Below are 22,975 nucleotides of genomic sequence, written 5' to 3' on the forward strand. Positions count from 1 at the left end.
GTGAAGGAGGCCCCGATGACTCAGCAGGTGCTTGTGATCGACGTCGTCGGCCGCACTCCACGCTTGCTCCGGAAGATGCCGAGGCTGCGGTCCCTGCCGTTGTCCCGCACGCTCGGAGCGGTCCTGCCGGCGGTGACGTGCTCGGCACAGGCCACCTTCCTCACCGGGAAGCTCCCCTCGGACCATGGCATCGTCGGCAATGGCTGGTACTTCCGCGACCTCGGCGACGTGTTCCTCTGGCGTCAGCACAACCAGTTGGTGCAAGGCGAGAAGATCTGGGACGTCGCCCGCCGCAGCAACCCGCAGTACAAGGTCGCTAACGTCTGCTGGTGGTACGCGATGGGCGCCGAGACCGATCTGCTCGTCACGCCGCGCCCGATCTACTACGCGGACGGCCGGAAAGCTCCCGACTGCTACACCCGCCCGGTGGAGCTGCACGACCGGCTGACGAAGGACCTCGGCGCGTTCCCGCTCTTCAACTATTGGGGGCCGACAGCAAGCATCAAGTCGAGCAAGTGGATCGTCGCCGCTTCGCGCAAGATCCTTGCCGAGGACGACCCGGACCTGCTGCTCACCTACGTCCCGCACCTGGACTACGACCTCCAGCGGTACGGCGCGTCATCGGTCGAGGCGACCCGCGCGGCGATCGAGCTCGACGCCGTACTCGCCCCGCTGCTCGACGACGCGGAGGCCCGTGGCGCGACGGTGATCGTGCTCTCGGAGTACGGAATCACCGACGTCGACCGGCCGGTCGACATCAATCGCGTACTGCGAAGTGAAGGCCTCGTCGAGGTGCACACACAGGACGGGATGGAATACCTCGACCCGTGGACATCGCGGGCCTTCGCGGTGGCGGATCACCAGATCGCCCGTGTCTATGTGAAGGACCCAGTCGATATCGATGCCGTGAGCAAGCTTCTCCAACGCGTCGCCGGCGTGGCCGAGGTCCTCGATGCCGACGGCAAGAAAGAGCAAGGTCTCGACCATGAGCGCGCCGGAGAACTGGTCGCCGTCGCCGAAGCAGACTCGTGGTTCACCTATTACTACTGGCTGGACGACGAGCGGGCGCCGGACTTCGCCCGAGCTGTCGAGATCCATCGCAAGCCCGGCTACGACCCGGCCGAGCTGTTCTTCGATCCGTCCGATCGCTTCGTGAAACCGCGAGCCGCGTCGTACCTGCTACGCAAGAAGGTCGGTCTCCGGTACGCGATGCAGGTCGTCCCGCTCGACCCGTCGATCGTGCGCGGCTCGCACGGCCGGTTGCCCGCCTCCGACGAGGACGGCCCGGTCTTCCTGAGCTCGGATCCGACCCTGGTGCCCGAGGGGCAGATCGCGCCGACCGCAGTACGAGACCTTGTCCTGAAGGCTTCTAAGCTGATTCCCGAATGATCAGCTCGGTCGGCAGGATGACGGAATCCGCGCTGCCGTTGGCAAGCAACTCCAGCAACAAGCGCGTGGTCCCAGCTGCCTGCTCACCCATCGGGCTGCGGACGGTGGTCAGCGGGGGAGCAGTGTAGAGCGCGGCCTCGATGTCGTCGAAGCCGACCACGGCGACGTCGTCCGGCACCCGTCGACCGGCCTCGCGCAGGGTCCGCAGCGCACCGATCGCCATCAGGTCGTTGGCCGCGAACACGGCGTCGAGCTGCGGATCGTCGTCCAGCAGTTGCCGCATCGCCTCGGCGCCGGAGATCCGGGTGAAGTCGCCGAGGGCAACGATCGACCGGCGGCCGGTGCCCTGCAACGTCTCCCTGTACGCCGTCAGGCGATCCTGCGCGGCCGTCATGTCCAACGGACCGGAGATGGTGGCGATCCGCTGCCGCCCCTGTTCCAGTAGGTGCTGCACGGCCTTCGTAGCCCCACCGATGTTGTCGTTGTCGACGTACGGCATCAATCCCGGCGAGGCCAACCGCCCGTGCGACACCACCGGCAACCCGGTACGAGCCAGTGCCGCGGGGAGCGGGTCGGCGCCGTCCATCGAAACCAGCATCGCGCCATCGACATGTCCGGCCGCCAGGTAGTGCTCCACTCGACGGCGACTCTCGTCGGAACCGGCCAGCACGAGCGAGACCTGCTTGCCTGCCGCTTCCAGCTCGCGGGAGGCGGCCCGGACCACCATCGCGAACATCGGGTCGTCGGAGACCAGCCCGGCCGGCGGATCCGAAACGATGATCGCGATCGTGTTGGTCTTCTGGGTGACCAGGTTGCGGGCCGCGCCGTTCGGCACGTAACCGAGCTCGGTGACGGCGGCCATCACGATCTGCCGGATCTCCGGGGCGACCGTGGGCTCACCGTTGATCACCCGGGACACGCTGGACTTCGACACCCCGGCCCGGGCCGCGACGGCGTGCAGGGTCGGTCGTCGCACGGGCACCCCCTCGGCCTCAAAACAGCAAACAGCAAACAGCAGACAGCTTGGGGAGCGCTCCCCAAGCACTGAGCATCCCGGCGGTTCCGGAACCTTGTCAAGCGCCCCGGCGGGTTACCGCGAGGTTGCGCCCGGATCACCACGAAGCCTTGACACCGTTCCCGGAGCACGCAAGCCTCAGACTCAGGGAACGTTCCCCCGCCTCTTCTCCCGCCCGCCCTGGAGATGCCATGAGACCGTCTTTCCGTCCCGCGCGCCTCAAAGCCGCGACCCTCCTCGCCGTCGCGATGAGTTTCGTCATCGCCCTGGTCGTCAGCCCATCGGCCGACGCCGCCGACTTCCTCCTTTCCCAAGGCAAGCCCGTCACCGCCTCCTCGGCAGAGAACATCGCGTTCCCGGCCACCTCGGCCGTCGACGGCGATCCCGGCACCCGCTGGTCCAGCGCCTTCAGTGACCCGCAATGGATCCAGGTAGACCTCGGTCAGACCGCCACCGTCAGCCAGGTCCAGCTCAGCTGGGAGTCGGCGTACGCGATTGCCTTCCAGCTCCAGACCTCTGCCGATGGCAACAATTGGTCCTCGATCTACAGCACGACCACCAGCACTGGTGGCAACCAGACTCTCAAGGTCACCGGCTCCGGTCGCTACGTCCGCCTGCTCGGCACGCAGCGCGCTACCCAATGGGGCTACTCGCTCTGGGAGTTCAAGGTCTTCGGTACGACGAGTGGCGGCCCTGGCCCCGGCCCGGGCAGCAAGTTGCTCTCGTACAACAAGCCCGGCTTCGCATCGACGCAGCAGAGTGACGGCAACTGCTTCGAATGCACCCCCGCCAGGGCGTTCGACCTCGACCCGGCCAGCCGCTGGGCGACCGCGACGGATGTCGGCTGGGTCGACCCGGGCTGGATCTACGTCGACCTCGGCGCGACCGCCCAGATCGACAAGGTGATCCTGCAATGGGATCCGGCGTCGGCGAAGTCGTACCAGCTCCAGGTCTCCAACGACGCGAACAACTGGACCGCGATCTACACGAGCACGACCGGACCCGGTTTCAAGGAGACGCTGAACATCACCGGCTCCGGCCGCTACGTCCGGATGTACGGCACGCAGCGCAATACGCCGTACGGGTACTCGCTGTGGGAGTTCCAGGTCTACGGCACCGGCGGCGCGCCGACCACACCGCCGACCCCGCCCGCCGACCCGGCGAACCCGCCGCAGCTGATCTGGTCGGACGAGTTCAACACGACGGCCGGCACGAAGCCCGACGCGAACAAGTGGCGTGCGGATCCGGGCACCGGCCAGAACGGCGAACTGCAGGTCTACACGGACAACAACAACATCCAGACCGACGGCCAGGGCAACCTGGTGCTCGAAGCGCGTCGTGAGGTGACGCCTGGCGCCGGCTGCCCGATCGACCCGGTCAGCGGTAGCGGGACGTGCCAGTACACGTCGGCCCGGATCAACACCGGTACGAAGTTCAGTACGACCTACGGCAAGATCGAGGCCCGGATCAAGGTGCCCAAGGGCAACGGCTTCTGGCCCGCGTTCTGGATGATGGGCTCGGACTTCCTGACCGGTCGCCCGTGGCCGTACAACGGCGAGATCGACATCATGGAGATCCTCGGTCGCGAGACCACCAAGGGCTACTCCACGCTGCACGCTCCGGCGTACAACGGTGCCGGCGGGTACGGCGGTAGCTACGGCCTGCCTGGCGGTGCGGATTTCGCGAACGATTTCCACACCTGGACGATGCTCTGGAACTCCACCGGCATCACCTACCAGGTCGACGGCACCACCGTCTTCACCGTCGACAAGGCCCAGCTCGAGGCGACGCGCGGTCCGTGGATCTACGACCACCCGTTCTACCTGATCCTCAACCTGGCCGTCGGTGGCGACTTCCCCGGCCCGCCGAACTCGGCGACGCCGTTCCCGTCCCGGATGCTCGTCGACTACGTGAGGGTCTACCGATGAAGGGCTCCGTACTCCGGTTCGGCACCTTGCTCACCGCTGTGCTCGCGTTGTTCGGTGCCTATCTGGTCAGTACCAGCCAGGACGCGCAAGCAGCTGAAACACTGCTGTCCCAGGGCCGTCCCACCCTCGCCTCGTCGGTGGAGAGCGCTGCCTTCCCGGCCGCCGCGGCAGTCGATGGCGACAACGGCACCCGCTGGGCCAGCAGCTTCGCGGACAACCAATGGCTCCGGATCGACCTGGGCTCGGTCCAGCCGATCAGCCGGGTGCTGCTGCGCTGGGAGGCGGCGTACGCACGCGGCTTCCAGATCCAGACCTCCAACACCGGCAACGAGTGGGTGGACGTCTACTCCACCACGACCGGCACCGGGGGAGAGCAGAATCTCGTTGTCAACGGCAACGGCCGGTACGTCCGCGTACTGGTCACCCAGCGCGCCACCCAGTGGGGCGCCTCACTGTTCGAGTTCCAGGTCTTCGCCGGTACGCCGGGAGGCGGCCCGATCGTCCGGGTCGCCGAGTTCCTCGCCGACTGCGCGTTCACCCACGGGCTGCCGGACGACCCGATCGTGTTCCCGAACCTGCCGGGCGCCTCGCACATGCACAGCTTCTTCGGTGCGACCGTGACGAACGCGAACACCACCGTGCAGGACCTGGCCAATTCGCCGACGACCTGCAACCCGGCGGAGGACAAGTCGTCGTACTGGGTGCCGACGCTGTACGTGAACAACCAGCCGGTCGAGCCGACCGGGACCACCTTCTACTACCTCGGTGAGGGTGTCCGGGACGACGTGATCGCGCGGACCCAGCCGCTGCCGTTCGGGCTGCGGATCGTGGCCGGCAACGCGAAGGCGACCGGACCGACCGACAACACCATCTCCCGCTGGTCCTGCCTGCACGCCGGTGACGCCGGTGCCGGGCACGACTTCATCAACTGCCCGGCCGGCAGCATGCTCGAGTCCTACCTGGACTTCCCGCAGTGCTGGAACGGGCGCGACCTGGACTCGCCGGATCACAAGAGCCACATGGCCTACCCGGTCAACGGCGACTGCCCGGCAAGTCACCCGGTACCGGTGCCGAAGCTGCGCCAGGTACTGCGCTATCCGGTGAACGGCCCGACGGCCGGCTTCCGGCTGGCATCGGGTGGTGGCTTCACCATGCACGGCGACTTCTTCAACGCCTGGCCAGTGGCCGAGATGGAACGCCGCGTCAACGACTGCATCCGCCCGATCATCAAGTGCGGGGCCGACGGTCATCCGTAGGCACACCTAGACTGCCGGGTGGGTCCCGTCCCAGGACCCGCCCGGCTCCCTCTCTTGTACTGAAGGAGTTTCTGCCGATGAAAGCCCTCGCGGTGGTCGCCCTGCTGCTCCTGGGTCTGGTCAGTGGCTGTGCTGGATCATCGGCCGCTTCCTCACCACCTCCGCCGGTCAACACCGTCGTCGAGACCGACCCGGCCTTCAACCCGACCGACCTGGCCTGGATCGAGCTGATGGTCCCGATGGACGAGCAACTCCTCCGTGTCCTGGCGCTGGCGGAGAAGCAGGCCGTGAGCCCCGCAGTACGGACGTTTGCCGCGTCCATCGCCACTGGGCATCAGGCCGAACTCACCCAGCTGATCGCGCTCCGCACCCGGTCCAAGGCGCCGACCGCCAACCAGCATGAGGGTCACGACATGCCCGGCATGATGACCGAGCCGGAAGTCGTTGCTCTCAGCAACACTGCGGGATCCGCCTTCGATCCGCTCTTCGAGAAGAACCTCGAGGAGCACCTCGAACAGTCGATCATCGTTGCCCGGAGCATCCGTACCGCGGGCCAGGAACCCGCCGTCAAGAAGCTGGCCGCGTCGATCGAGCACTCCCGAGCCGACCAGCTGAAGCAACTCACCGCACTGAGCTAGCGTCGAGACAATGAAGGGCCGAGAACCAGGACGGCTCGCGGCTGGCAGCCAGGCCTCCCCTCAACCGCCTCGCGGACGGAACGGTGCAGGACTGGTCACGACCAGGTCGGCGTAGTCCGGAAGGCTCAATGAGCCAAGGGCTTTGCCGACTCCGTTGGAGGACCAGACTCGCCGCTGGAGCCAAGCCGGCAGGTGGGGGAGGATGGCGAAGCCGATGGGGACAGCGCGGACCGCGAAAGCGTTGCCGGGGATGATCGTCTTCATCACGGTCGGGCCGATTGCCCGGCTCCGGTCGACGAGTTGACGGATCTTCTGCTCGTAGTTGCGTAGGCCCGAGGGAAGATCGCTTCGGGCTGCGGCCAGTTCACCTGCGAGGACGTACGCCGTGATCGCGGCGAGGCTGGTGCCACCACCGACTGCCGGGCCGGGGCAGTAGCCCGCGTCCCCGACCAGGCCGATCCGGCCGCGTTGCCAACTGTCCAAGGTGATCTGGGTGATCGAGTCGAAGTAGAAGTCGTCGGCCGCGTCCAGGTGCTTCAGCAGGCGCGGCACCTCCCAGCCGTAGTCCGCGAACTCGTCGGCGATGATCCGCTTCTGCTGCTCGGTGTCGCGATAGTCGTACTGCAACTCCTCGGCCCGGCGGAACAGGAAGCACGCCCGTGCCTGACCGGTCTGACGTACGCCGTACGTGCTGGCGCTCCGGCCGACCTTCAGGTGCAGCAGCATCCGGTTGCGCAGCAGAAGCTCGTCAGGCATCGAATAGACCGCGAGATACCCGCCGAGTGGCCGGCGCATCGACTCCTCGGGCCCGAATGCGAGCCGCCGGACCATCGAGTGCATCCCGTCCGCACCGATGACGAGATCGAACCGCCGCGGTTCGCCGTGCTCGAAGGTGACGTTCACGCCGTCACCGTCGTCGTCCAGGGTGGCGATCGAGTCGCCGAAGACGTACTCGACCCCCTCGCGGGTGGCGTCGTACAGGAGTTGGGTGAGTTCGCCGCGGAGGATCTCGACGTGTTGGCTCGAGATGCCCGCGGTGAGCTTGTCCAGGTCGACCGAGATCGGTCGCTTGCCGTCGCGGTACAGGATCAGCTGCGATGTTCGGGTCCGGGCTTCGTGGACGGCCTCGCCGAGACCCATCCGCTCGGCCACCTCGACGCCGGCCCCCGAACAGGTCGACCGCGTGCCCGCCGAGGCCGTGCCGCAGCTCGGGGGTGCGCTCGACGATCGTCACCTCGAACCCGTACCGCTCGAGCCAGTAGGCCAGCACCGGGCCGGCCACGCTCGCGCCGGAGATCAACACCTTCCGCATGACATACCTCCTCGAGAAGATCGTTTACTTAACGGAAGGTAAGTCAACGATCGAGGCCGTGTCAATGGTTTACTTAACGGTCGGTCAGCTAAACTCCCGGACATGCCGAGAGCGCGCAGCGGGGACACCAAGGCGAGGATCCAGGCGGCCGCGCTGGAGCTGTTCGCGGCCAAGGGGACGCAGCAGACCAGCCTGCGCGACATCGCCGACCGCCTCGGCGTCACCAAACCCGCGCTCTACTACCACTTCGCCTCGCGCGACGAGCTGATCCGCAGCCTGGTCCAGCCGATGAAGGAAGCCTTCGACACGTACGTCGACGCGCAGGAAGCGGCCGCTCCCGTCGAGCCGCGCGAGCTGCTGTCGTCGTACTTCGATCTGGCCTATGAGCACCGGCAGCTGATCCAGCTCGCGATCAACGATCTGAACGTGCTGCAGGAAGCGGGCTTGGCGGCACTCTTCGTGGAGTGGCGGCAGCGGCTCATCGCCTTGCTGATCGGCGCCGACCCGTCACTCGGTCAGCAGGTCCGCGGCATGGTCGCCTTCGGTGGGCTGTCGGACTGCGCGGTCATGTTCGACCACGTCGACCGCGACGAGCTCCGCCAAGCAGCGGTTGACGCGGCGTACGACACCGTCCGCCCGTAGTACAGGTCAGCTGTCGGCGATGCGCTTGACGGCGAACAGGATGATCACCAGGACCGAGAAGACCCGGATCGCCTTCTGGCCGGTGGTGACGACAGGCCAGGAGAGAAAGCCCAGCCAGCACAGCAGCAGCGCCAGCAGCAGAAGCGCGGGGACTCCGACTGTTACCGGGGCGAACACCCCGATCAGCGCGAGCACCAGCGTGATGCCGGGCAGGGTGAGCTTCGGCATCCCGTGCAGCCTGGCCACGATGGGGTAACTCGCCTTGGTGATCCGCGCCCGGAGCGGACTGACCGGCTGGCTGCTGGGGGAACTCATGCCCCCATTGTTCCTTGCGTCCGAAGAGGTGAGGGTCCTGACCCTCACCTCTTCGGACGCAAAGGCTGCGCAAGGGGTGGAAAAGGGGAGGTGAGGTAGGGATGGCGGAGAGTGACGCCGTACGCTTGCGCGGGTGTTCGTGGTGATCAGGTTCCGGGTGGAGGAGTCGGCCCAGCCGGAGTTCGTCGGCCGGCTGGAGACCGCTGTCGAGGTGCTGTCGCGGCAGAAGGGCTTCCTGGCCGCCCGGACCGGACGGAACGCCGACGATCCCGAGTTGCTCGCCCTGAGTATGGAGTGGGTGAACATCGGCAGCTACCGGCGCGCGCTCTCGCCGTACGAGGTGAAGCTGGCGGCCGTGCCGCTGCTCTCGCAGGCGATCGACGAGCCGTCCGCGTACGACGATCTGGACGAGTTCGCGCCGCACCGCTGAACCGATAACCTGGGCTGGTGCTTTAGCTGGCTAGCCTTGACCCTTCTCGTATCACCAATCTGGAGTCGAAAAGTGCCCGTGGATACCGTCGATGCCGTCGTCAGCCTGAGTAAGCGGAGAGGCTTCGTCTATCCGTGCGGCGAGATCTACGGCGGTACCAAGTCGGCATGGGACTATGGACCGCTCGGTGTCGAGCTGAAGAACAACGTCCGGACCCAGTGGTGGCGCTCGATGGTGACGAGCCGCGACGACATCGTCGGGCTGGACTCCTCGGTGATCCTGCCGACCAAGGTCTGGGAGGCGTCCGGTCACCTGCAGGAGTTCGTCGACCCGCTGACCGAGTGCCAGTCCTGCCACAAGCGGTACCGCGACGACCACCTGCGCGAGGAGTTCGCGCGCCGCAAGAACAAGGACCCCGAAGAGGTGAAGCTCGCCGAGATCGCCTGCCCGAACTGCGGTAACAAGGGCACCTTCACCGAGGCGCGGATGTTCAACGGCCTGCTGAAGACCTACCTCGGCCCGGTCGAGTCGGAGGAAGGCCTGCACTACCTGCGGCCCGAGACGGCCCAGGGCATCTTCATCAACTTCGCGAACGTGATGGGCACCGCCCGGAAGAAGCCGCCGTTCGGCATCGCCCAGGTGGGCAAGAGCGTCCGCAACGAGATCACCCCGGGCAACTTCATCTTCCGGACCCGCGAGTTCGAGCAGATGGAGATGGAGTTCTTCGTCGCGCCGGGCTCCGACGAGGACTGGCACGAGTACTGGCTGAAGGCCCGCTGGGACTGGTATACCGGCCTCGGGCTGAACCCGGACAACATGCGCTTCTACGAGCACCCGAAGGAAAAGCTCAGCCACTACTCCAAGCGCACCGTCGACATCGAGTACAAGTTCCACTTCGGTGGCAAGGAGTTCGACGAGCTCGAGGGCATCGCGAACCGGACCGACTTCGACCTGTCCACGCACTCCAAGCACTCCGGTGTCGATCTGTCCTACTTCGACCAGGAGAAGGGCGAGCGCTGGACGCCGTACGTGATCGAGCCGGCCGCCGGCCTGACCCGGAACGTGCTCGCCTTCCTGCTCGACGCCTACACCGAGGACGAGGCCCCGAACGCAAAGGGCGGCGTCGACAAGCGGACCGTCCTGCGCTTCGACCCGCGGCTCGCGCCGGTCAAGGCGGCCGTGCTGCCGCTGTCGCGCAACGCTGACCTGTCCCCGAAGGCGAAGGACCTCGCGGCCGAGCTGCGGAAGGCCTGGAACGTGGACTTCGACGACGCCGGTGCGATCGGCCGCCGCTACCGCCGCCAGGACGAGATCGGTACGCCGTACTGCATCACCGTCGATTTCGACACCCTCGAAGACCAGGCCGTCACCATCCGGGAGCGTGACTCGATGAAGCAGGAGCGGGTCGCGCTGACCGAGGTCACCGGCTACCTGGCCCAGCGTCTGGTGGGCTGCTGACGATGAAGACCTGGACGGTGCTGGGGACCGCGGCTGTGTCAGCTTCGCTGTTGACCGGTTGCTCGGACTCGCCTTCGAAGGACGCAGGTGGTATTCCGTCCACCGCACCCACCACTGGTTCGTCCTCGGCGCCGATCCCCACCGCGTCGACGCCTTCGCTGACCCCGTTGCCGACGCCGTCCAAGCCGTGGCCGACGCCGAAGGTGACCGGTCAGCCGGCCTCGGACGCGCCGCTGGCGCAGCGGATCCGGTTCGCGATCTCCAAGCAGGCCCAGATCGCCGCCGGCAAGGCCGCCACCACGACGGTCAGCTGCCCCGGCATCGAGAATGCGGAGGCGCCCGGCACGCACAATCTCACCTGCACAGTCACGTACGCCGGTAAGGCGTACCCGGGCAAGCTCACGGTCGACGCCAAGCAGTACACGGCGACCTACAAGTTCACCTCCGACTCGGTGCCGATCGTTCGCGCCAAGGTGGTGGACGCGATCCAGCGGACCGTCACCGACGCGTCCAAGGTGACCTGCACCATGGACGATGTCGCGGTCGTCAAGCACACCTCGCAAGGCATCTCCTGCGACGTCACCACCACCGGCAACGCCGTCCAGCCGTACCGCGCCCAGGTCTCCGGCAACGGCCAAGTACTGGTCACGAAGGCCTGACTCATGTTGAAGCTCGGCGACCTGACGATCGAAACGCCGGTGGTGCTCGCGCCGATGGCGGGGATCACCAACGCGGCGTACAGGCGGCTGTGTGCCGAGCAGGGCGCCGGACTCTACGTGTGCGAGATGATCACGTCGCGCGGCATCGTCGAGGGTGACCAGAAGAGCCTGGACATGCTGACGTTCGACGAGCGCGAGACGGTCCGCTCGGTCCAGCTGTACGGCGTGGATCCGGTCTATGTCGGGCGCGCGGTCGAGTTGCTCTGCTCGGAGTACGGGGTGGCACACGTCGACCTCAACTTCGGCTGCCCGGTGCCGAAGGTGACCCGCAAGGGTGGCGGCGCGGCCCTTCCCTGGAAGCGGAATCTGCTCGGCGCGATCCTGCGGTCGGCGGTGAAGGCTGCCACGCCGTACGGGATCCCCGTCACGATGAAGACGCGGATCGGGATCGACAGCGCGCACCAGACCTACCTCGACGCGGGCAAGATCGCCGAGGAGTCGGGCGCGGCCGCGATCGGGTTGCACGGCCGTACTGCGGCCCAGGCGTACTCCGGTCAGGCGGACTGGACCAAGATCGCCGAGCTGGTGTCGCATGTGAACATTCCGGTGCTCGGCAACGGCGACATCTGGGAAGCCTCGGACGCACTCCGGATGGTCGCCGAGACGGGCTGTGCGGGAGTTATCGTCGGGCGCGGCTGCCTCGGTCGGCCCTGGCTGTTCCGCGATCTGGCCGTGGCGTTCGATGGCGGTGAGGCGCTGAACCTGCCGGTCCTGGGCGAGGTTGCGACCGTGATGCGTCGGCACGGTCAACTGCTGGCCGACTTGATGGGGGAGCAGCGCGGGCTGCGCGACTTCCGCAAGCACGTCCCCTGGTACCTCAAGGGTTTCCCGGCCGGCGGCGAACTCCGCGCCGCCCTGGGAATGGTCGATTCACTGGCGCTGCTGGAAGAATTGCTCTCCCAACTCGATCCGTCCGCGCCCTTCCCGGTCCAGGAGCTGGGCGCTCCCCGCGGCCGCCAGGGCAGCCCCCGCGACCACGTCGTCCTCCCGCATGGCTGGCTGGACGACACCGACGGACTCACCGTCGACCTCGCCGACGCCGAAATCGGTGTTTCAGGCGGCTGATCACCGGCCGACCTCCGCCGGCGTGGACTGCGTGACCGTCTACTCCTCGGCGGTGGCCTCGCGGATCGCTACCTGCTGGACGTCGGCGTGGGGGTGGCGGCGGAGGGTGGCGAGGCGGGTGCGCCAGTCGGCCGGCCAACCGGCGTACGAGCCGACGGCGCTGACGAGGGTGCAGGCGAGTAGACCTGAGGCCAGGTCGCCGCTGCGGGTCAGGTCGTCCACCGGCTTGCCCAGAGCTGCCGGGTACCACGTGTTGGTAGCCAGGGCGTTCCTGACGAGGTCGCACAGGAAGGTGGCGGCGACAGGGCGATCGGTGACCAGGGATACCAGCTGCCGTAGGTCGTCGGCAGGTGAGGCCCACGAGGTAGCGGTGACCAGGAGCCGCAGTCGATGGGGAAGGAAGCTCGGAACGTCGGCCAGTTCGTCGGCGAGCACCCGGAGTCCGGCTCGACGATCCAGCGGTTGCTGACGTACGGCGTCGTCGACGCCATCCACCAGCAACGTCAGCCGACGCCAGGCCGGGCGATCCCGATCGGCCTCGGTGTCGGGCGCGGGCCGGATCGCCGTCGAGCCGCAGTAGCAGCCGGACGACCTCCAGTAGGTCGTCGAGTTCGCCGATGTGCTGCCGCCCTGACAGGAACGACAGTGCGCCGACCCCGTTGCGCCAGTTCGTGCTCCGCGACGAGAGGTCGGTGACGAACTCGCCGCAGACCTCTGCAGCAGCAGGGATCCAGCGACCCCACCGAGCCAGCGCCCACAGCGCCGCACCCACGACCGGCTGCTCCGACCTGGTCGTGACGGCGATCAGCAGATCGCCGTAGCGCGACCGGTACTTCTCTGCGATGTCCAACGGCAGCCGCTGAGTCAGAGCCGTCGCTGTCGCGTCCGAGTCGTGCACCGCCTGCTGTAACAACGCCCAACTGCCCGGCTCGTGCAGCAAGTACTGCGACGCCGTACTGGTGATCGCAGCCCGCACATCCCGATGCGCCCCACCCCAGGCATCAGCCAGTACTGCGCTCGCTCCCGGAGCGCGTAGCTCGCCCAGCAGCCGCGCAGCCTCCTTGCGAGATGTGACCTTCACACCTTCGCCGACCAGCAGCGGTTGGAGCGCAGTGGCGAGCAGGCTGGGCCGTACGAATCGCGCCGCCCTGGTAGCGGCGTAGATGGCGACGCGGGCGCGGTCGTCACCGGCATGCGCGAGTAGCGCAGGCAGAGCGAGGTCAGGCTGCGACGTCCAGGCCAGTGCACCCAGTGCCGCTTCCTGGAGCAGCACCTCATCACTGGTCAGGAACGGATCGACAGCAGCACGACCGATGCCGGGAATGTGCCCGAGCATCGACACGGCCGTAGCGCGAGACCAATCGGGCATCCGGCTGTCCCGCGCAGCAGCGGTCACCAGTTCGGCGTAACGGATGTGCTGGCGGGGCAGCCAGCGGCGCAGCGCGGAGTCGGGAACCTGCCAGGACGGCTGATCGCGATCGAAGCGATGGATACGGTCAGGCTTGGCGAGCACCGGATCGAGCAGATCGGTGCGCACCTCCGTGACGGCCCGCCAGACGGCGTCCCAGCGCGCCATCCCGACCTCGCGTCCGATGATCCGCCCGACCCGCTCGGCCCGGGTGGACGTGGGCTCCAGCCAGAGCTCCGCAGCCCGGCCGACCGTGTATTCCTTGTTCGACCAAAGCGCCTGCTCGAGTACGCCGTGCAGGTGCTCGTTGGTCCAGCCGCGACGCCCTAGCGCGGCGGTGATCGCGAAGGCGAGGTCGTACTCGCGACGGGCCGCGGCCGCGTCGACATACGGGCGCAGCGCCTCATAGACCTCCACCTCGCGGCCGCGCGGCAGCCCGTCGATCAGCCGGTCGAGGTTGACCGAGCCGGTGTTCTCGGTGAGCCGCGCATGCGACTCGATACCCCAGCGCACCAAGGCAGATTGGTTGCGTAGGGCACCTTCCCGTACTGCGTTCTCGGCCAGCTGGTTCAACGCGGACCGGACCACCCACGAGGTGTCGCGGGCCTCGAGCGAGTCGGTGAGCAGCGTCTGCAACGGGGGCACGTGCTCGTCGGCCAGCAACGAAGGCGGCAGCCCGGCGGCGGCGCTGAGGACGGCCTGGCGAACCGGCTCGCGGTCGTTGCGGACCCGCGTCGCCCAGGACAGCGCTGCCTCGACGGCGGCGGTCTGCCGGGCATGACCGGCGGACGAGATGATTGCCCGGTAGACGGCCGCCCGATCGTCGGCCTCGGGACGCCGGATCTCGGGCTCCAGCAGCGCGAACGCTTCGTCGTACGGAAGGTATGCCGTGATCTCCCAACTGCGACGGATGTTCTCGGCGACGCGGGGAAGCTTGAGGATCCGTCGGGCCTGGTCGTGCCGGAGGTCCCGGGGCAGGACGTCGAGGAGCACTTCCGGGAGCTCGGTCCGGCCGAGGTCGAGCGAGTCGGTGATGGCCTCGAAGACCGCGGAACGGCGCGACGGCGGCAGGTCGACGAGCAGGTTGGCCGCGTTCGGCCAGAGCAGGCGACCGAGCTTTCCGAGTTCGTGGTCGGAGAAGCGGTGCAGGCGACGACGGACGGCCGGGGTCAGCGCTCGGCCGAGCAGCGCCGAGCGATCCGGGGTGAGCAGGATTCGCAGTACCAACTGGCGGTCGACATCGATCATGCGGCCGAGCACGCCAATAATTGCCCCAGGCAACTGGTTGGCGGGAAGTGCGCGGTCGAGCAGACCGAGAATCCGCGCGGGGTCGATCTCGTCGCGATCGAGGAGGGCGACAACGCCGTACGCGATGCCTTTCCACCACTCCTGCCACTCGGATCCGGTCGGGACGGTCTGCTCCGCGTAGGCGAGGACGCCGGCCGGGTGCTTGCCTGCGAGGCGTTCCCAGTCGCCGGCGGACAGGCAGTAGGCCAGTTCGGGGAGGAGCCGTTCGACGGTCGCGTCGCCGGTGCTGCTCACCATGGCAGCGGCCGAGCGGTCGCCCCAGCGGTCCCGCTGGTCTTCGATCAGCCGGTCGGCGAGCTCGTCCCGCCCGGTCCGGCGGATCACGCGGAGGAGCTGTCCGCGCAGGATGGCCGGCGCATCGTCGTACAAGGTGTGGAGGGTTTCGTCGGAGACGGCGACGCCACGGGAGACGGCGACGAGCGCGCGGGCCTGGACTGTCGGGTCGGGATCGGCCAGCAGGTGCGCCACGTAATCGACCTGGCCCGCGATCTGGGCCAACTGCAGTCCAAGCAAGCGCTCGAAAGAGGTGCCGCGACTGAGCTGTTCGAGCAGGGTCACCAGCTCTTGCGTACCGCGCAGCCGCTGCGCCTCCTGGGCGATCAGCCGCGAGCGTTCGCCGTACGGAAGCCTGTCCAGAGAGCGCGTCAGCTCATGCATCCCCACATCCTGCCGTGGACCCGTGTCAGCACCTAAGGTCAGGGCCATGGCGAAAGAGCCGGATGAGACGCGTGACGGGGTACCGCTGACCAACCTCGACCAGCCGCTGTTCGACGGCGCGGACGCGACCAAGCGCGACCTGGTCGACTATCTGGACGCGGTACGGGAGCAGATCCTGCCTGGGCTGCGGGACCGGCCGTTGTCGGTGATCAGGGTCCGGCCGGGGCAGAAGCCGTTTATGCAGAAGAACGTGCCGAAGTACACGCCGGAGTGGGTGAAGACGGTGCCGATGTGGGCCGAGGCTTCCAAGCGTGAGGTGACCTACGCGCTGTGCGACGATCGCAAGACGCTGCTGTGGTTCGCGAACCAGCGGGCGGTGGAGTATCACCCGACATTGGTCCGGGCCGATCGATGGGACCGGGTCACTTCGTTGGTACTGGATCTTGATCCGCCCGAAGGCGAGACCTTCCGTGCGGCTGTGCAGGCGGCGTTCCTGGTCCGGGAGGCGCTGGCCGAGCTGGGGCTGACCGGCGCGGTCAAGACCAGCGGCGCCAAGGGTGTCCACGTCTATGTGCCGATCGACGACCAGGCGACGATCGAGGATGCGGCCGCGGCGACTCGGGCGATCGCTGCCCGGGCGGCGCGGATCGATCCGGCCATCGCGACGACGGCCTATGTGAAGGAAGACCGCGAGGGCAAGGTCTTCGTCGACTCGACCCGCGCCGGTGGAGCGACCGTCGTCGCGGCGTACAGTCCACGGATCCGCCCTGGCGCCACGGTGTCCTTCCCGGTCGGCTGGGACAACCTCGACCAGGTCACCCCGGCCGACTTCACCATCCGTACTACGCCGGGCCTGCTCGCTGACACACCTTCGTGGACAGACCAGCTTCCGGCGCCGCAGACCCTCCCCACGGACCTGATCGCAGAGGGCCACGAGATCCCCATCGCCAGGGTCATCGCCATGCACGAAGGCAAACGCCGCGCGGCTGCCAAGCGAGCTGCCGAGACGGACTCCTGACACCTGCGAGGCCGAGCGGAACCAGATCACCGCGTCGCCGCTGCGCGCGACACTCGACCAGCTGGCCGGTCTCCCCGACGCGCTGGTGATCACCGGCGAAGCCGACGTACTGCGTGACGAGGGCGAGGCATACGCCGCGAAGCTCCGCGCTGCCGGTGTCGAGGTCACCGCGGTACGGATCGGCGGAGTGATCCACGACTTCGTGATGGTGGACGCGCTCCGCGTCACGCACGGCGCCGAGACCGCGATCAACCTCGCGATCAGCACGCTGAAGAAGGCGCTTCAGTAGGCAGCGACGTGCAGTTCCGCGTACGCGGCCGCGAGTTTCGGGAGCGTGTAGTGGGCGTTCAGCCCGCTCGGGTTCGGCAGGATCCAGACTTGGGTCCTGCCGATTGTCCGTTCCTGCCGGCCCATCGCGGCCTTCCGCTCGCCGAACGCGTCCCGGTACGCCGTGACGCCGACGACCGCGAGCCAGTCCGGCTGGAAGGTGAGAACCTTCTTCACCAGGTTCTCGCCACCCGCGGCGAACTCCGCCTTGCTCAGCTCGTCCGCCTTCGCAGAAGGCCGATCCACCACATTGGTGATGCCGAGGCCGAGGGTGAGCAGCTCGGCTTGCTCGTCCGGCCGGAACTGTCGCGGGGTGAAGCCCGCTTGATGCAGCGCAGGCCAGAACCGATTCCCGGGCCGCGCGAAGTGATGCCCGGTCTCCGCCGACACCAGCCCCGGATTGATCCCACAGAACAAAACCTTCAGCCCGGGCGCGATCAGGTCAGCCAGCTCTTGCATCCCCGCAGCGTAGGTGCCGAACCGCCAACACTCACTAACCCCACCCGGAGGGCTGAGATGAACGGAGGCTGAGCGTGCGTACCCACCACCCACCCGTTACGTCCGAAGGAGTGAGGGGCAGGACCCTCGGTTCTTCGGACGTTGCCGCTGGACCCCGTGCCTCGCCGCCCCGGACCTTGGTGAGTGCTGGCGGTACACCGAGCGGCGCCATCCCCTGGGGCGGTTGGGGATGGCGCCGCTGTGGGAGGGCGGTCAGTCGTTCTCGTTGTTGAGGTTGGCCGGGAGCTGCGACTGGATGCAGCTGCGGGCGACGAACATCCAGATGGTTTCGCCGAGGGCGTTGACGCGGATCATCGAGGCGCCGTTGTCGTTCGTCGAGTAGCGGTAGCCGCCGCTGGTGGGCAGGGCGAAGCCGACCGGGTCGTGCAACCGGCCGCTGCTGAAGTTGCTGTCGACGAAGTAGTTGTAATACCCCGTGCAGGCGGACGGATTGATCGAGACGATGATCGCCCCGTCGCCGGTGTGCGGTGCCGCGTCGAAGTCCTTGCCGATGCTGCGCCGGTGCACCATTCGCGAGCTGGTGTCAGTGCTGCAACTGTCCGCGATCGTCGCCGAGTGGGAGGTGTCGAGCGCTCCCGGCACCAGCCAGGCGCAGTAGCTCGAACCGTCCCCGGCGCGCCAGCGGCCGAAGTGGAAGTTGCTGGCCGTCGTGCTGCTGACGTCGAACCGGGTGCCGGCGATCGCAGTACCCATCACATAGCCGCAGGACTTGTTCGCCAGCCAACCACCGGCGGGCATGATGCCGTGGTTGTTGCAGGCGGCCGGCTTCGGCACGTTGCCGATCGTCACGTACTGGTTGATGGCCTGCGCGGACTGGCTGGCGCCGACCAGCAGCAGTACGCCGGCGGCAACGGCGGTCAGGCCCTTCTTGACGATTGAGGACCTCATGGTCAGCAGAACCAGCCGTCCTGGACCCAGCCCCTGTGGTTGATGGTTCCGTAGGCGAACCCGTAGGCCCAGTCGCCCGAGATCTGCTCGACCAGGAAGGTCTCGCCGCGGTGCAGCGTGCCGGCCCGGGCGCCGCCGGGTGAGGTGCGGAACTGGAGGTCGTCGGCACAGACGGTTTCGCGGACCCCGACCTGTCCATCGGCGGCTTGGGCCTGGGCCGCGTTGACGGTCAGCCCGACGACCAGCAGGGCGCCGGCGGCGGCAGTGGTGCGCAGTACTCGATTCATTGCGGTTTTCTCCTTAAGGGGCGGGATGGAGAGAGAATGAAGAGCTTTTGAGGGGGATAAACAGCGGGATCACCAGCTGTTGTAGCCACCGATGCACTCTTCGCGGATGAAGCCCCAGTCGTTCGGGCCGAAGTCCTGGATCGAGGCCCAGCCGTTGTAGACCGGGTGCTTGCCCGGGGTGTGGCCGATCTTGTCGCCGTAGCCGAGGGTCCGGATGTAGGTGACCGGGCCGGGGATGGAGAAGTTGTAGTTCTCGTACATCGTCGCGCTCTGGCAGACGTTGATCGCATGCGTCGGTACTTCGACCGCGGTGGCGGCCGGTGCGCCTGCCGCGAGGGCTGCGCCACCGAGGGCGAGCGCCGCGGCGGCGATGGCGAGAGGAGCCTTGCGTGTCATCTCAACCTCCATTGGTTTGTCATCTGAGATGACGTTAAACCGTGTCGTCAGAGATGGCAATAGGTGTACTCCGTGGTTACGCTGGCCCGGTGAACGACATTCGACCGGCGCACGACGAAGAGGCGGCCGGCCAGGACTTCGGCGAGCCGGACCTGTCCCGCAAGGCCTTCTACGGGATCGCCGAGATCGCCGAGACGCTCGGCCTGAACCGGCAGTTGGTGACCGCGTGGCGGCGCCGGCGTAGCCACGGCATCCCGGAACCGGACGCCGAACTGTCGTCCGGGCCGATCTGGCGTGGCGAGACCGTCGAGCCGTGGATCGATGTTGTGCGTGACCGGCGCGAAGGCGTCGGCGGCCAGCCGTTGAGTGCTGAGGTCGCGTTGCGGGCCGGCCGCCGGATGCTGCGGGTCTCGGCGCTGCTGCTGGACCAGCCGATTCGTTCGCGGTTGCTGAGCCAGGCGCTGGCCGAGGCGCGCGAACTGCTGCCGGTGGTGGAGTCGGCTTCGGATGATCCGCTGGGCCGGGCCGTCGAGCAACTCCTGTCGCCAGTGCGCGGAACTGACGATCAACCCGTCGATCTGAAGGTCTTTCGTCAAAAAGTTCTGTCGGAGGTGGCCCAGCTGGAACCGCTTGTCCGGCTGGCGGCAGAATCCCTTCCCGATCCGGAGAGTGCGGGTTAGTGTGCGTGCCGTGATCGTCGAAGTACCTGGCTACCGCCTGGCGGAGCCGTTGGGTGCGGGCGCGACAGGGGTGGTGTACGCGGCGAACCGGCTGGCCGACGGGCGGTCCGTCGCGGTCAAGGTGGTGCATCCCGAGCTGGTCGACCCGCAGTACCGTGACCGGCTGCGCCGGGAGGCTCGACTGGCCGCGGCCGTCGACCATCCTGGGGTGGTCCGGGTGCACGCCGTCGGCGGCGACGGCGACCGGGCCTGGCTGGCGATGGATCGGCTGAGTGGTCCTGACCTGCAGCGGTTGCTCGACGACGGTGGTGCGTTGCCGGCTTCTCGTGCGGTGGCGCTGCTTTCGGAGGTGGCCGCCGCGGTGGATGCGATGCACAAGGCCGGGGTGATTCATCGCGATCTGAAGCCGGCCAACATCATCCTTGATGGCGATCGGCCGACGGTGGCCGATTTCGGCGTCGCGCGGCAGCTGGTGAGTCTGGAATCGAGCACTGGGATGGACCTCAGTGGCGGTGCTGACTGGCTCCGGAGTGGAGAGGCGTCCGGCCCGTCGCTCGGGGCGATGGCCGGCACGGTCGCGTACATGGCTCCCGAGCAGTGGCGCGGCGAAGCGGTGTCGGCGGCAACTGATGTGTACGCGTTGGGCGGCACGTTGTTCAGTTTGCTGACCGGTCGGCGACCATTCGATCGGCGGACGTTGCCCGAGCTCGCGTACGCCGTCGCGATGCTCCCGCCGCCGGCGCCGAGCGCGTACGGCGTACCGGCTGGGTTTGATGACGTCGTCCGTGCGGCGATGGCCAAGGAGCCGGGGGATCGCTATCCGACGGCCGCCGCCTTCGCTGATGCTCTCCGCGCCGCTGCTGTTGGCGAACCTTCCGCCGTACTCGAGAAGACCAAGGGCGTTTCGGCTGGTGGCGGGCCTCAGTTGGTTGTGAAGTCGGGTCAGTGGACGCGGCGGCGGATCGGGACGCTGGTCGCGATCGTGGCGCCGGTGCTCGTCATCGGGGGAGTCGGTGCGACCGTGCTCGCCCAGGGGGACGCGCAGTCGCCGGACCTGACCGTCTGCGCGCAGGACGCGACCGTCCGGGACGCACCCCGCAGCCGAACGGTGATCGCGACGGTCCATCACGGCGATCGATTGACTCCGATCGCGCCCCGCGATGGGGCCGCCTGGGTCCACGTCCGGCTGCCCGACGGCCGCACCGGCTGGTCTCTTACCGACTATGTCCGGCACCAGTGCTGAATTGCCCTTGGGGTGCGTCAACCCAGGGTTGACGATCGATTGTTGTCAACCTAAGGTTGACGGCATGACACCTGGACCCGGTCTGCAGCAACTCATCGACACGATCCGCCAAGACGCCGGTACCGACGACGTCCTCGTTCAGCTCGCCACCGCATCGAGCACGATCAACGACCTGACCAGTACCAGCGACGCCGCCCTCGGGTACTTCGTCGACCGCGCTCGGGGCGCCGGCAAGTCGTGGGTCGAGATCAGCGGCGTGCTCGGCGTCAGCAAGCAGGCCGCGCACAAACGCTTCGCCGACTCGTGGGCCGCCGCGCCGAACTTCGACCGCTTCACCAACCGATGCCGGGCGGTCCTCGAAGCGGCCGGAGTGGCCGCCCAGCGCCTCAACCACTCCTTCATCGGCACCGAGCACCTGCTCCTCGGGATGTTCACCGAACCGGTGTCGATCGCGGCCCGCGTCCTTCTCGCGCACGACATCACCGAGGAGGCGGTCGCGGCCGCGATCGAGCCGCTCAGCCCCGCGCGGGAGCCGGAGGCTGCTGGGGAGACGGGTGCTGCGGTGGACGACGGTTCACCGTTCACCCGGCGCGCCGCGCACGTTCTCTCGGATGCGGTCGCCGAGGCGCTGACATTGGGCCACAACTATGTCGGCACCGAGCACCTGCTGCTCGCCTTCTACCGAGGCCAGGCCACGATCGCGACCAAGGTGCTGCTGGAACTCGGCCTGGACGAGTCAACGGCCTGGAATGACATCCGCGCCATCCTCGACGAGCTCACGAAGAACAAGTAGGCACTCTGCCGAAGTCGGCGACATCCCCGATCGGGCCTCGGCGCCGCTGCCCGATCCTTTGGTCGCCGAAGGCCGGCTGTCGCTCGACGACCAGGTCACGAAACTGTTGCCTGAGGCATCGATCGATGAGTGGATCACCGTCCGGCACCTGCTCACCCATACCAGCGGCATCGACGGCGACATCTTCACCGACACCGGTCGCGGCGACGACTGCGTCTCGAAGTACGTCGCGCTGCTCGGCGACGTGGATCACCTGTTCGCGCCGGGGGAGGCGTACTCGTACTGCAACGCCGGATTCGTCCTGCTCGGCCGGCTCATCGAAGTACTGGATGAGCGGAGTTGGGACGAGTCCCTGCACGCTCGCCTGATCATGCCGCTCGGGCTTCGCGAGACCGTGACTCTGCCGGAAGAGGCGATCCTGCGCCGCGCCGCCGTCGGTCACCTCGCCGACGGAACCACGGTCAGCACCTGGCAACTCCCGCGCAGCCTCACCTTCCCCTTTCACCTTGGGTTCACCCCCCTCGTCTTGGGGTTCGCCCCCTCGTCTTGGGGTTCGCCCCCTTGTCTTGGGGTTCGCCCCCTTGTCTTGGGGTTCGCCCCCTTGTCTTGGGGTTCGCCCCCTTGTCTTGGGGTTCACCCCCTCGTCTTGGGGTTCACCCACTGTTGTGCCAATGGGGGAACCCCAAGACGAGGGGGGAAGCACACCGAACACCCCCGGAGGGCGCCGTCTGGGGGGCTCCGGCCAGTCGACTAAGGAATGTCTACCCGCAAAGGGCCTTACCGACGGACCGATGGTCACCTGAACCAGGCCGAGGGACGCGATCTTCGCCGGGTGGTGCGGAAACAACCCGTCAGTGGTCGAAGAACCCGCTAGCCGCCGAACAACCCGTCAGTGGTCGAAGAACCCGCTAGCCGCCGAACAACCCGTCAGTGGTCGAAGAACCCGCTAGCCGCCGAACAACCCGTCAGTGGTCGAAGAACCCGCTAGCCGCCGAACAACCCGTCAGTGGTCGAAGAACCCGCTAGCCGCCGAACAACCCGTCAGTGGTTGAACAACCCGCTAGCCGCCGAACAACCCGTCAGTGGTTGAACAACCCGCTAGCCGCCGAACAACCCGTCAGTGGTTGAACAACCCGCTAGCCGCCGAACAACCCGATGGCGGCCGAGCAGCCCGCCATCGGGCGAATGGTCGGCTGGGCGTGCGGCCGGGGGAGCTGTTGACAGGGATGGTGAGTGGTGGGGTGAGGGGGTGAGGGGTGTAAGCCGAGGGTGGAATTCAGTGCC

Annotated in this window: 23 protein-coding genes; 15 read left to right on the forward strand and 8 right to left on the reverse strand. The window is 67.5% G+C overall.

Annotation, left to right across the window (positions count from 1 at the left end):
- Positions 1-15: 15 nt before the first annotated feature.
- Complete coding sequence (locus F1D05_RS32415; RefSeq protein ID WP_185444150.1) at positions 16-1,389, forward strand: alkaline phosphatase family protein; 1,374 nt, start codon at positions 16-18, stop codon at positions 1,387-1,389.
- Here F1D05_RS32415 and F1D05_RS32420 read toward each other — a convergent pair.
- A complete protein-coding gene (locus tag F1D05_RS32420; RefSeq protein ID WP_185444151.1) occupies positions 1,370-2,365 on the reverse strand; it encodes a LacI family DNA-binding transcriptional regulator in 996 nt (331 codons plus the stop codon). The genes F1D05_RS32415 and F1D05_RS32420 overlap by 20 nt on opposite strands.
- A gap of 230 nt (positions 2,366-2,595) precedes the next feature.
- Between F1D05_RS32420 and F1D05_RS32425 the strand changes: the two genes are divergently transcribed.
- The 3 genes from F1D05_RS32425 (at position 2,596) to F1D05_RS32435 (ending at position 6,226) form a co-directional block, all read left to right on the forward strand.
- Positions 2,596-4,332 carry a discoidin domain-containing protein gene (locus F1D05_RS32425; RefSeq protein ID WP_185444152.1) on the forward strand — a complete coding sequence of 579 codons (1,737 nt, stop codon included), beginning with the start codon at positions 2,596-2,598 and terminating at the stop codon, positions 4,330-4,332.
- Positions 4,329-5,588 (forward strand): DUF1996 domain-containing protein, encoded by a 1,260-nt coding sequence (locus tag F1D05_RS32430; RefSeq protein WP_185444153.1) that lies wholly within the window; start codon positions 4,329-4,331, stop codon positions 5,586-5,588. Before F1D05_RS32425 ends, F1D05_RS32430 begins: the two co-directional genes overlap by 4 nt.
- 77 nt (positions 5,589-5,665) lie before the next feature.
- Positions 5,666-6,226 carry a DUF305 domain-containing protein gene (locus F1D05_RS32435; protein WP_185444154.1) on the forward strand — a complete coding sequence of 187 codons (561 nt, stop codon included), beginning with the start codon at positions 5,666-5,668 and terminating at the stop codon, positions 6,224-6,226.
- Positions 6,227-6,286: 60 nt separating this feature from the next.
- On the opposite strand, the gene F1D05_RS32440 is transcribed toward F1D05_RS32435, so the two are convergent.
- Positions 6,287-7,366 carry an FAD-dependent monooxygenase gene (locus F1D05_RS32440; protein WP_206685922.1) on the reverse strand — a complete coding sequence of 360 codons (1,080 nt, stop codon included), beginning with the start codon at positions 7,364-7,366 and terminating at the stop codon, positions 6,287-6,289.
- Between the two features lie 274 nt (positions 7,367-7,640).
- Between F1D05_RS32440 and F1D05_RS32445 the strand changes: the two genes are divergently transcribed.
- A complete protein-coding gene (locus F1D05_RS32445; RefSeq protein ID WP_185444155.1) occupies positions 7,641-8,180 on the forward strand; it encodes a TetR/AcrR family transcriptional regulator in 540 nt (179 codons plus the stop codon).
- 6 nt (positions 8,181-8,186) lie between these two features.
- Here the strand turns inward: F1D05_RS32445 and F1D05_RS32450 are convergent, their stop codons facing one another.
- Positions 8,187-8,495 (reverse strand): DUF6703 family protein, encoded by a 309-nt coding sequence (locus F1D05_RS32450; RefSeq protein WP_185444156.1) that lies wholly within the window; start codon positions 8,493-8,495, stop codon positions 8,187-8,189.
- Positions 8,496-8,628: 133 nt separating this feature from the next.
- Here F1D05_RS32450 and F1D05_RS32455 point away from each other — a divergent pair, with 133 nt between their 5' ends.
- The 4 genes from F1D05_RS32455 (at position 8,629) to dusB (ending at position 12,167) form a co-directional block, all read left to right on the forward strand.
- On the forward strand, positions 8,629-8,925 hold the full coding sequence (locus F1D05_RS32455) for an antibiotic biosynthesis monooxygenase family protein (protein WP_185444157.1): 297 nt from the start codon (positions 8,629-8,631) through the stop codon (positions 8,923-8,925).
- A gap of 72 nt (positions 8,926-8,997) precedes the next feature.
- Positions 8,998-10,383 carry a glycine--tRNA ligase gene (locus tag F1D05_RS32460; RefSeq protein WP_185444158.1) on the forward strand — a complete coding sequence of 462 codons (1,386 nt, stop codon included), beginning with the start codon at positions 8,998-9,000 and terminating at the stop codon, positions 10,381-10,383.
- Positions 10,384-10,385: 2 nt separating this feature from the next.
- Positions 10,386-11,042 carry a hypothetical protein gene (locus F1D05_RS32465; protein ID WP_185444159.1) on the forward strand — a complete coding sequence of 219 codons (657 nt, stop codon included), beginning with the start codon at positions 10,386-10,388 and terminating at the stop codon, positions 11,040-11,042.
- A gap of 3 nt (positions 11,043-11,045) precedes the next feature.
- Entirely contained in the window at positions 11,046-12,167 is a 1,122-nt protein-coding gene (dusB, locus tag F1D05_RS32470; protein ID WP_185444160.1) for a tRNA dihydrouridine synthase DusB, read from the forward strand.
- Here the strand turns inward: dusB and F1D05_RS32475 are convergent.
- Entirely contained in the window at positions 12,121-15,540 is a 3,420-nt protein-coding gene (locus F1D05_RS32475) for a hypothetical protein (RefSeq protein ID WP_246486153.1), read from the reverse strand. The two genes, dusB and F1D05_RS32475, sit on opposite strands and share 47 nt — an antisense overlap.
- A gap of 46 nt (positions 15,541-15,586) precedes the next feature.
- Between F1D05_RS32475 and ligD the strand changes: the two genes are divergently transcribed.
- Both ligD and F1D05_RS32485 read left to right on the forward strand, forming a co-directional pair.
- A complete protein-coding gene (gene ligD, locus F1D05_RS32480; protein ID WP_185444161.1) occupies positions 15,587-16,558 on the forward strand; it encodes a non-homologous end-joining DNA ligase in 972 nt (323 codons plus the stop codon).
- Positions 16,559-16,619: 61 nt separating this feature from the next.
- Positions 16,620-16,847: an alpha/beta hydrolase fold domain-containing protein gene (locus F1D05_RS32485; RefSeq protein ID WP_428995043.1), complete on the forward strand. Its 228-nt coding sequence runs from the start codon at positions 16,620-16,622 to the stop codon at positions 16,845-16,847.
- Here F1D05_RS32485 and mug read toward each other — a convergent pair.
- From mug to F1D05_RS32505, 4 genes are all read right to left on the reverse strand, one after another.
- Positions 16,841-17,344, reverse strand: coding sequence for a G/U mismatch-specific DNA glycosylase (gene mug / locus F1D05_RS32490; protein ID WP_185444162.1), 504 nt, complete (start codon positions 17,342-17,344; stop codon positions 16,841-16,843). The two genes, F1D05_RS32485 and mug, sit on opposite strands and share 7 nt — an antisense overlap.
- Before the next feature lie 252 nt (positions 17,345-17,596).
- Entirely contained in the window at positions 17,597-18,292 is a 696-nt protein-coding gene (locus F1D05_RS32495; protein WP_185444163.1) for a hypothetical protein, read from the reverse strand.
- A gap of 2 nt (positions 18,293-18,294) precedes the next feature.
- Positions 18,295-18,579 (reverse strand): hypothetical protein, encoded by a 285-nt coding sequence (locus F1D05_RS32500; protein WP_185444164.1) that lies wholly within the window; start codon positions 18,577-18,579, stop codon positions 18,295-18,297.
- A 69-nt stretch (positions 18,580-18,648) separates the two neighbouring features.
- Positions 18,649-18,975, reverse strand: a complete 327-nt coding sequence (locus F1D05_RS32505; protein WP_185444165.1) for a hypothetical protein — start codon at positions 18,973-18,975, stop codon at positions 18,649-18,651.
- Between the two features lie 89 nt (positions 18,976-19,064).
- On the opposite strand from F1D05_RS32505, the gene F1D05_RS32510 reads away from it, so the two are divergent.
- The 4 genes from F1D05_RS32510 (at position 19,065) to F1D05_RS32525 (ending at position 22,445) form a co-directional block, all read left to right on the forward strand.
- Entirely contained in the window at positions 19,065-19,655 is a 591-nt protein-coding gene (locus tag F1D05_RS32510) for a hypothetical protein (protein WP_185444166.1), read from the forward strand.
- Between the two features lie 10 nt (positions 19,656-19,665).
- Complete coding sequence (locus F1D05_RS32515) at positions 19,666-20,898, forward strand: serine/threonine protein kinase (RefSeq protein ID WP_185444167.1); 1,233 nt, start codon at positions 19,666-19,668, stop codon at positions 20,896-20,898.
- 64 nt (positions 20,899-20,962) lie between these two features.
- Positions 20,963-21,691: a Clp protease N-terminal domain-containing protein gene (locus tag F1D05_RS32520; protein ID WP_185444168.1), complete on the forward strand. Its 729-nt coding sequence runs from the start codon at positions 20,963-20,965 to the stop codon at positions 21,689-21,691.
- Positions 21,648-22,445: a serine hydrolase domain-containing protein gene (locus tag F1D05_RS32525; protein ID WP_185444169.1), complete on the forward strand. Its 798-nt coding sequence runs from the start codon at positions 21,648-21,650 to the stop codon at positions 22,443-22,445. The genes F1D05_RS32520 and F1D05_RS32525 overlap by 44 nt, the downstream gene beginning before the upstream one ends.
- The last annotated feature ends 530 nt before the right edge of the window (positions 22,446-22,975 follow it).

Source organism: Kribbella qitaiheensis (assembly GCF_014217565.1).
In the GTDB taxonomy this organism is placed as follows: Bacteria; Actinomycetota; Actinomycetes; order Propionibacteriales; family Kribbellaceae; genus Kribbella; species Kribbella qitaiheensis_A.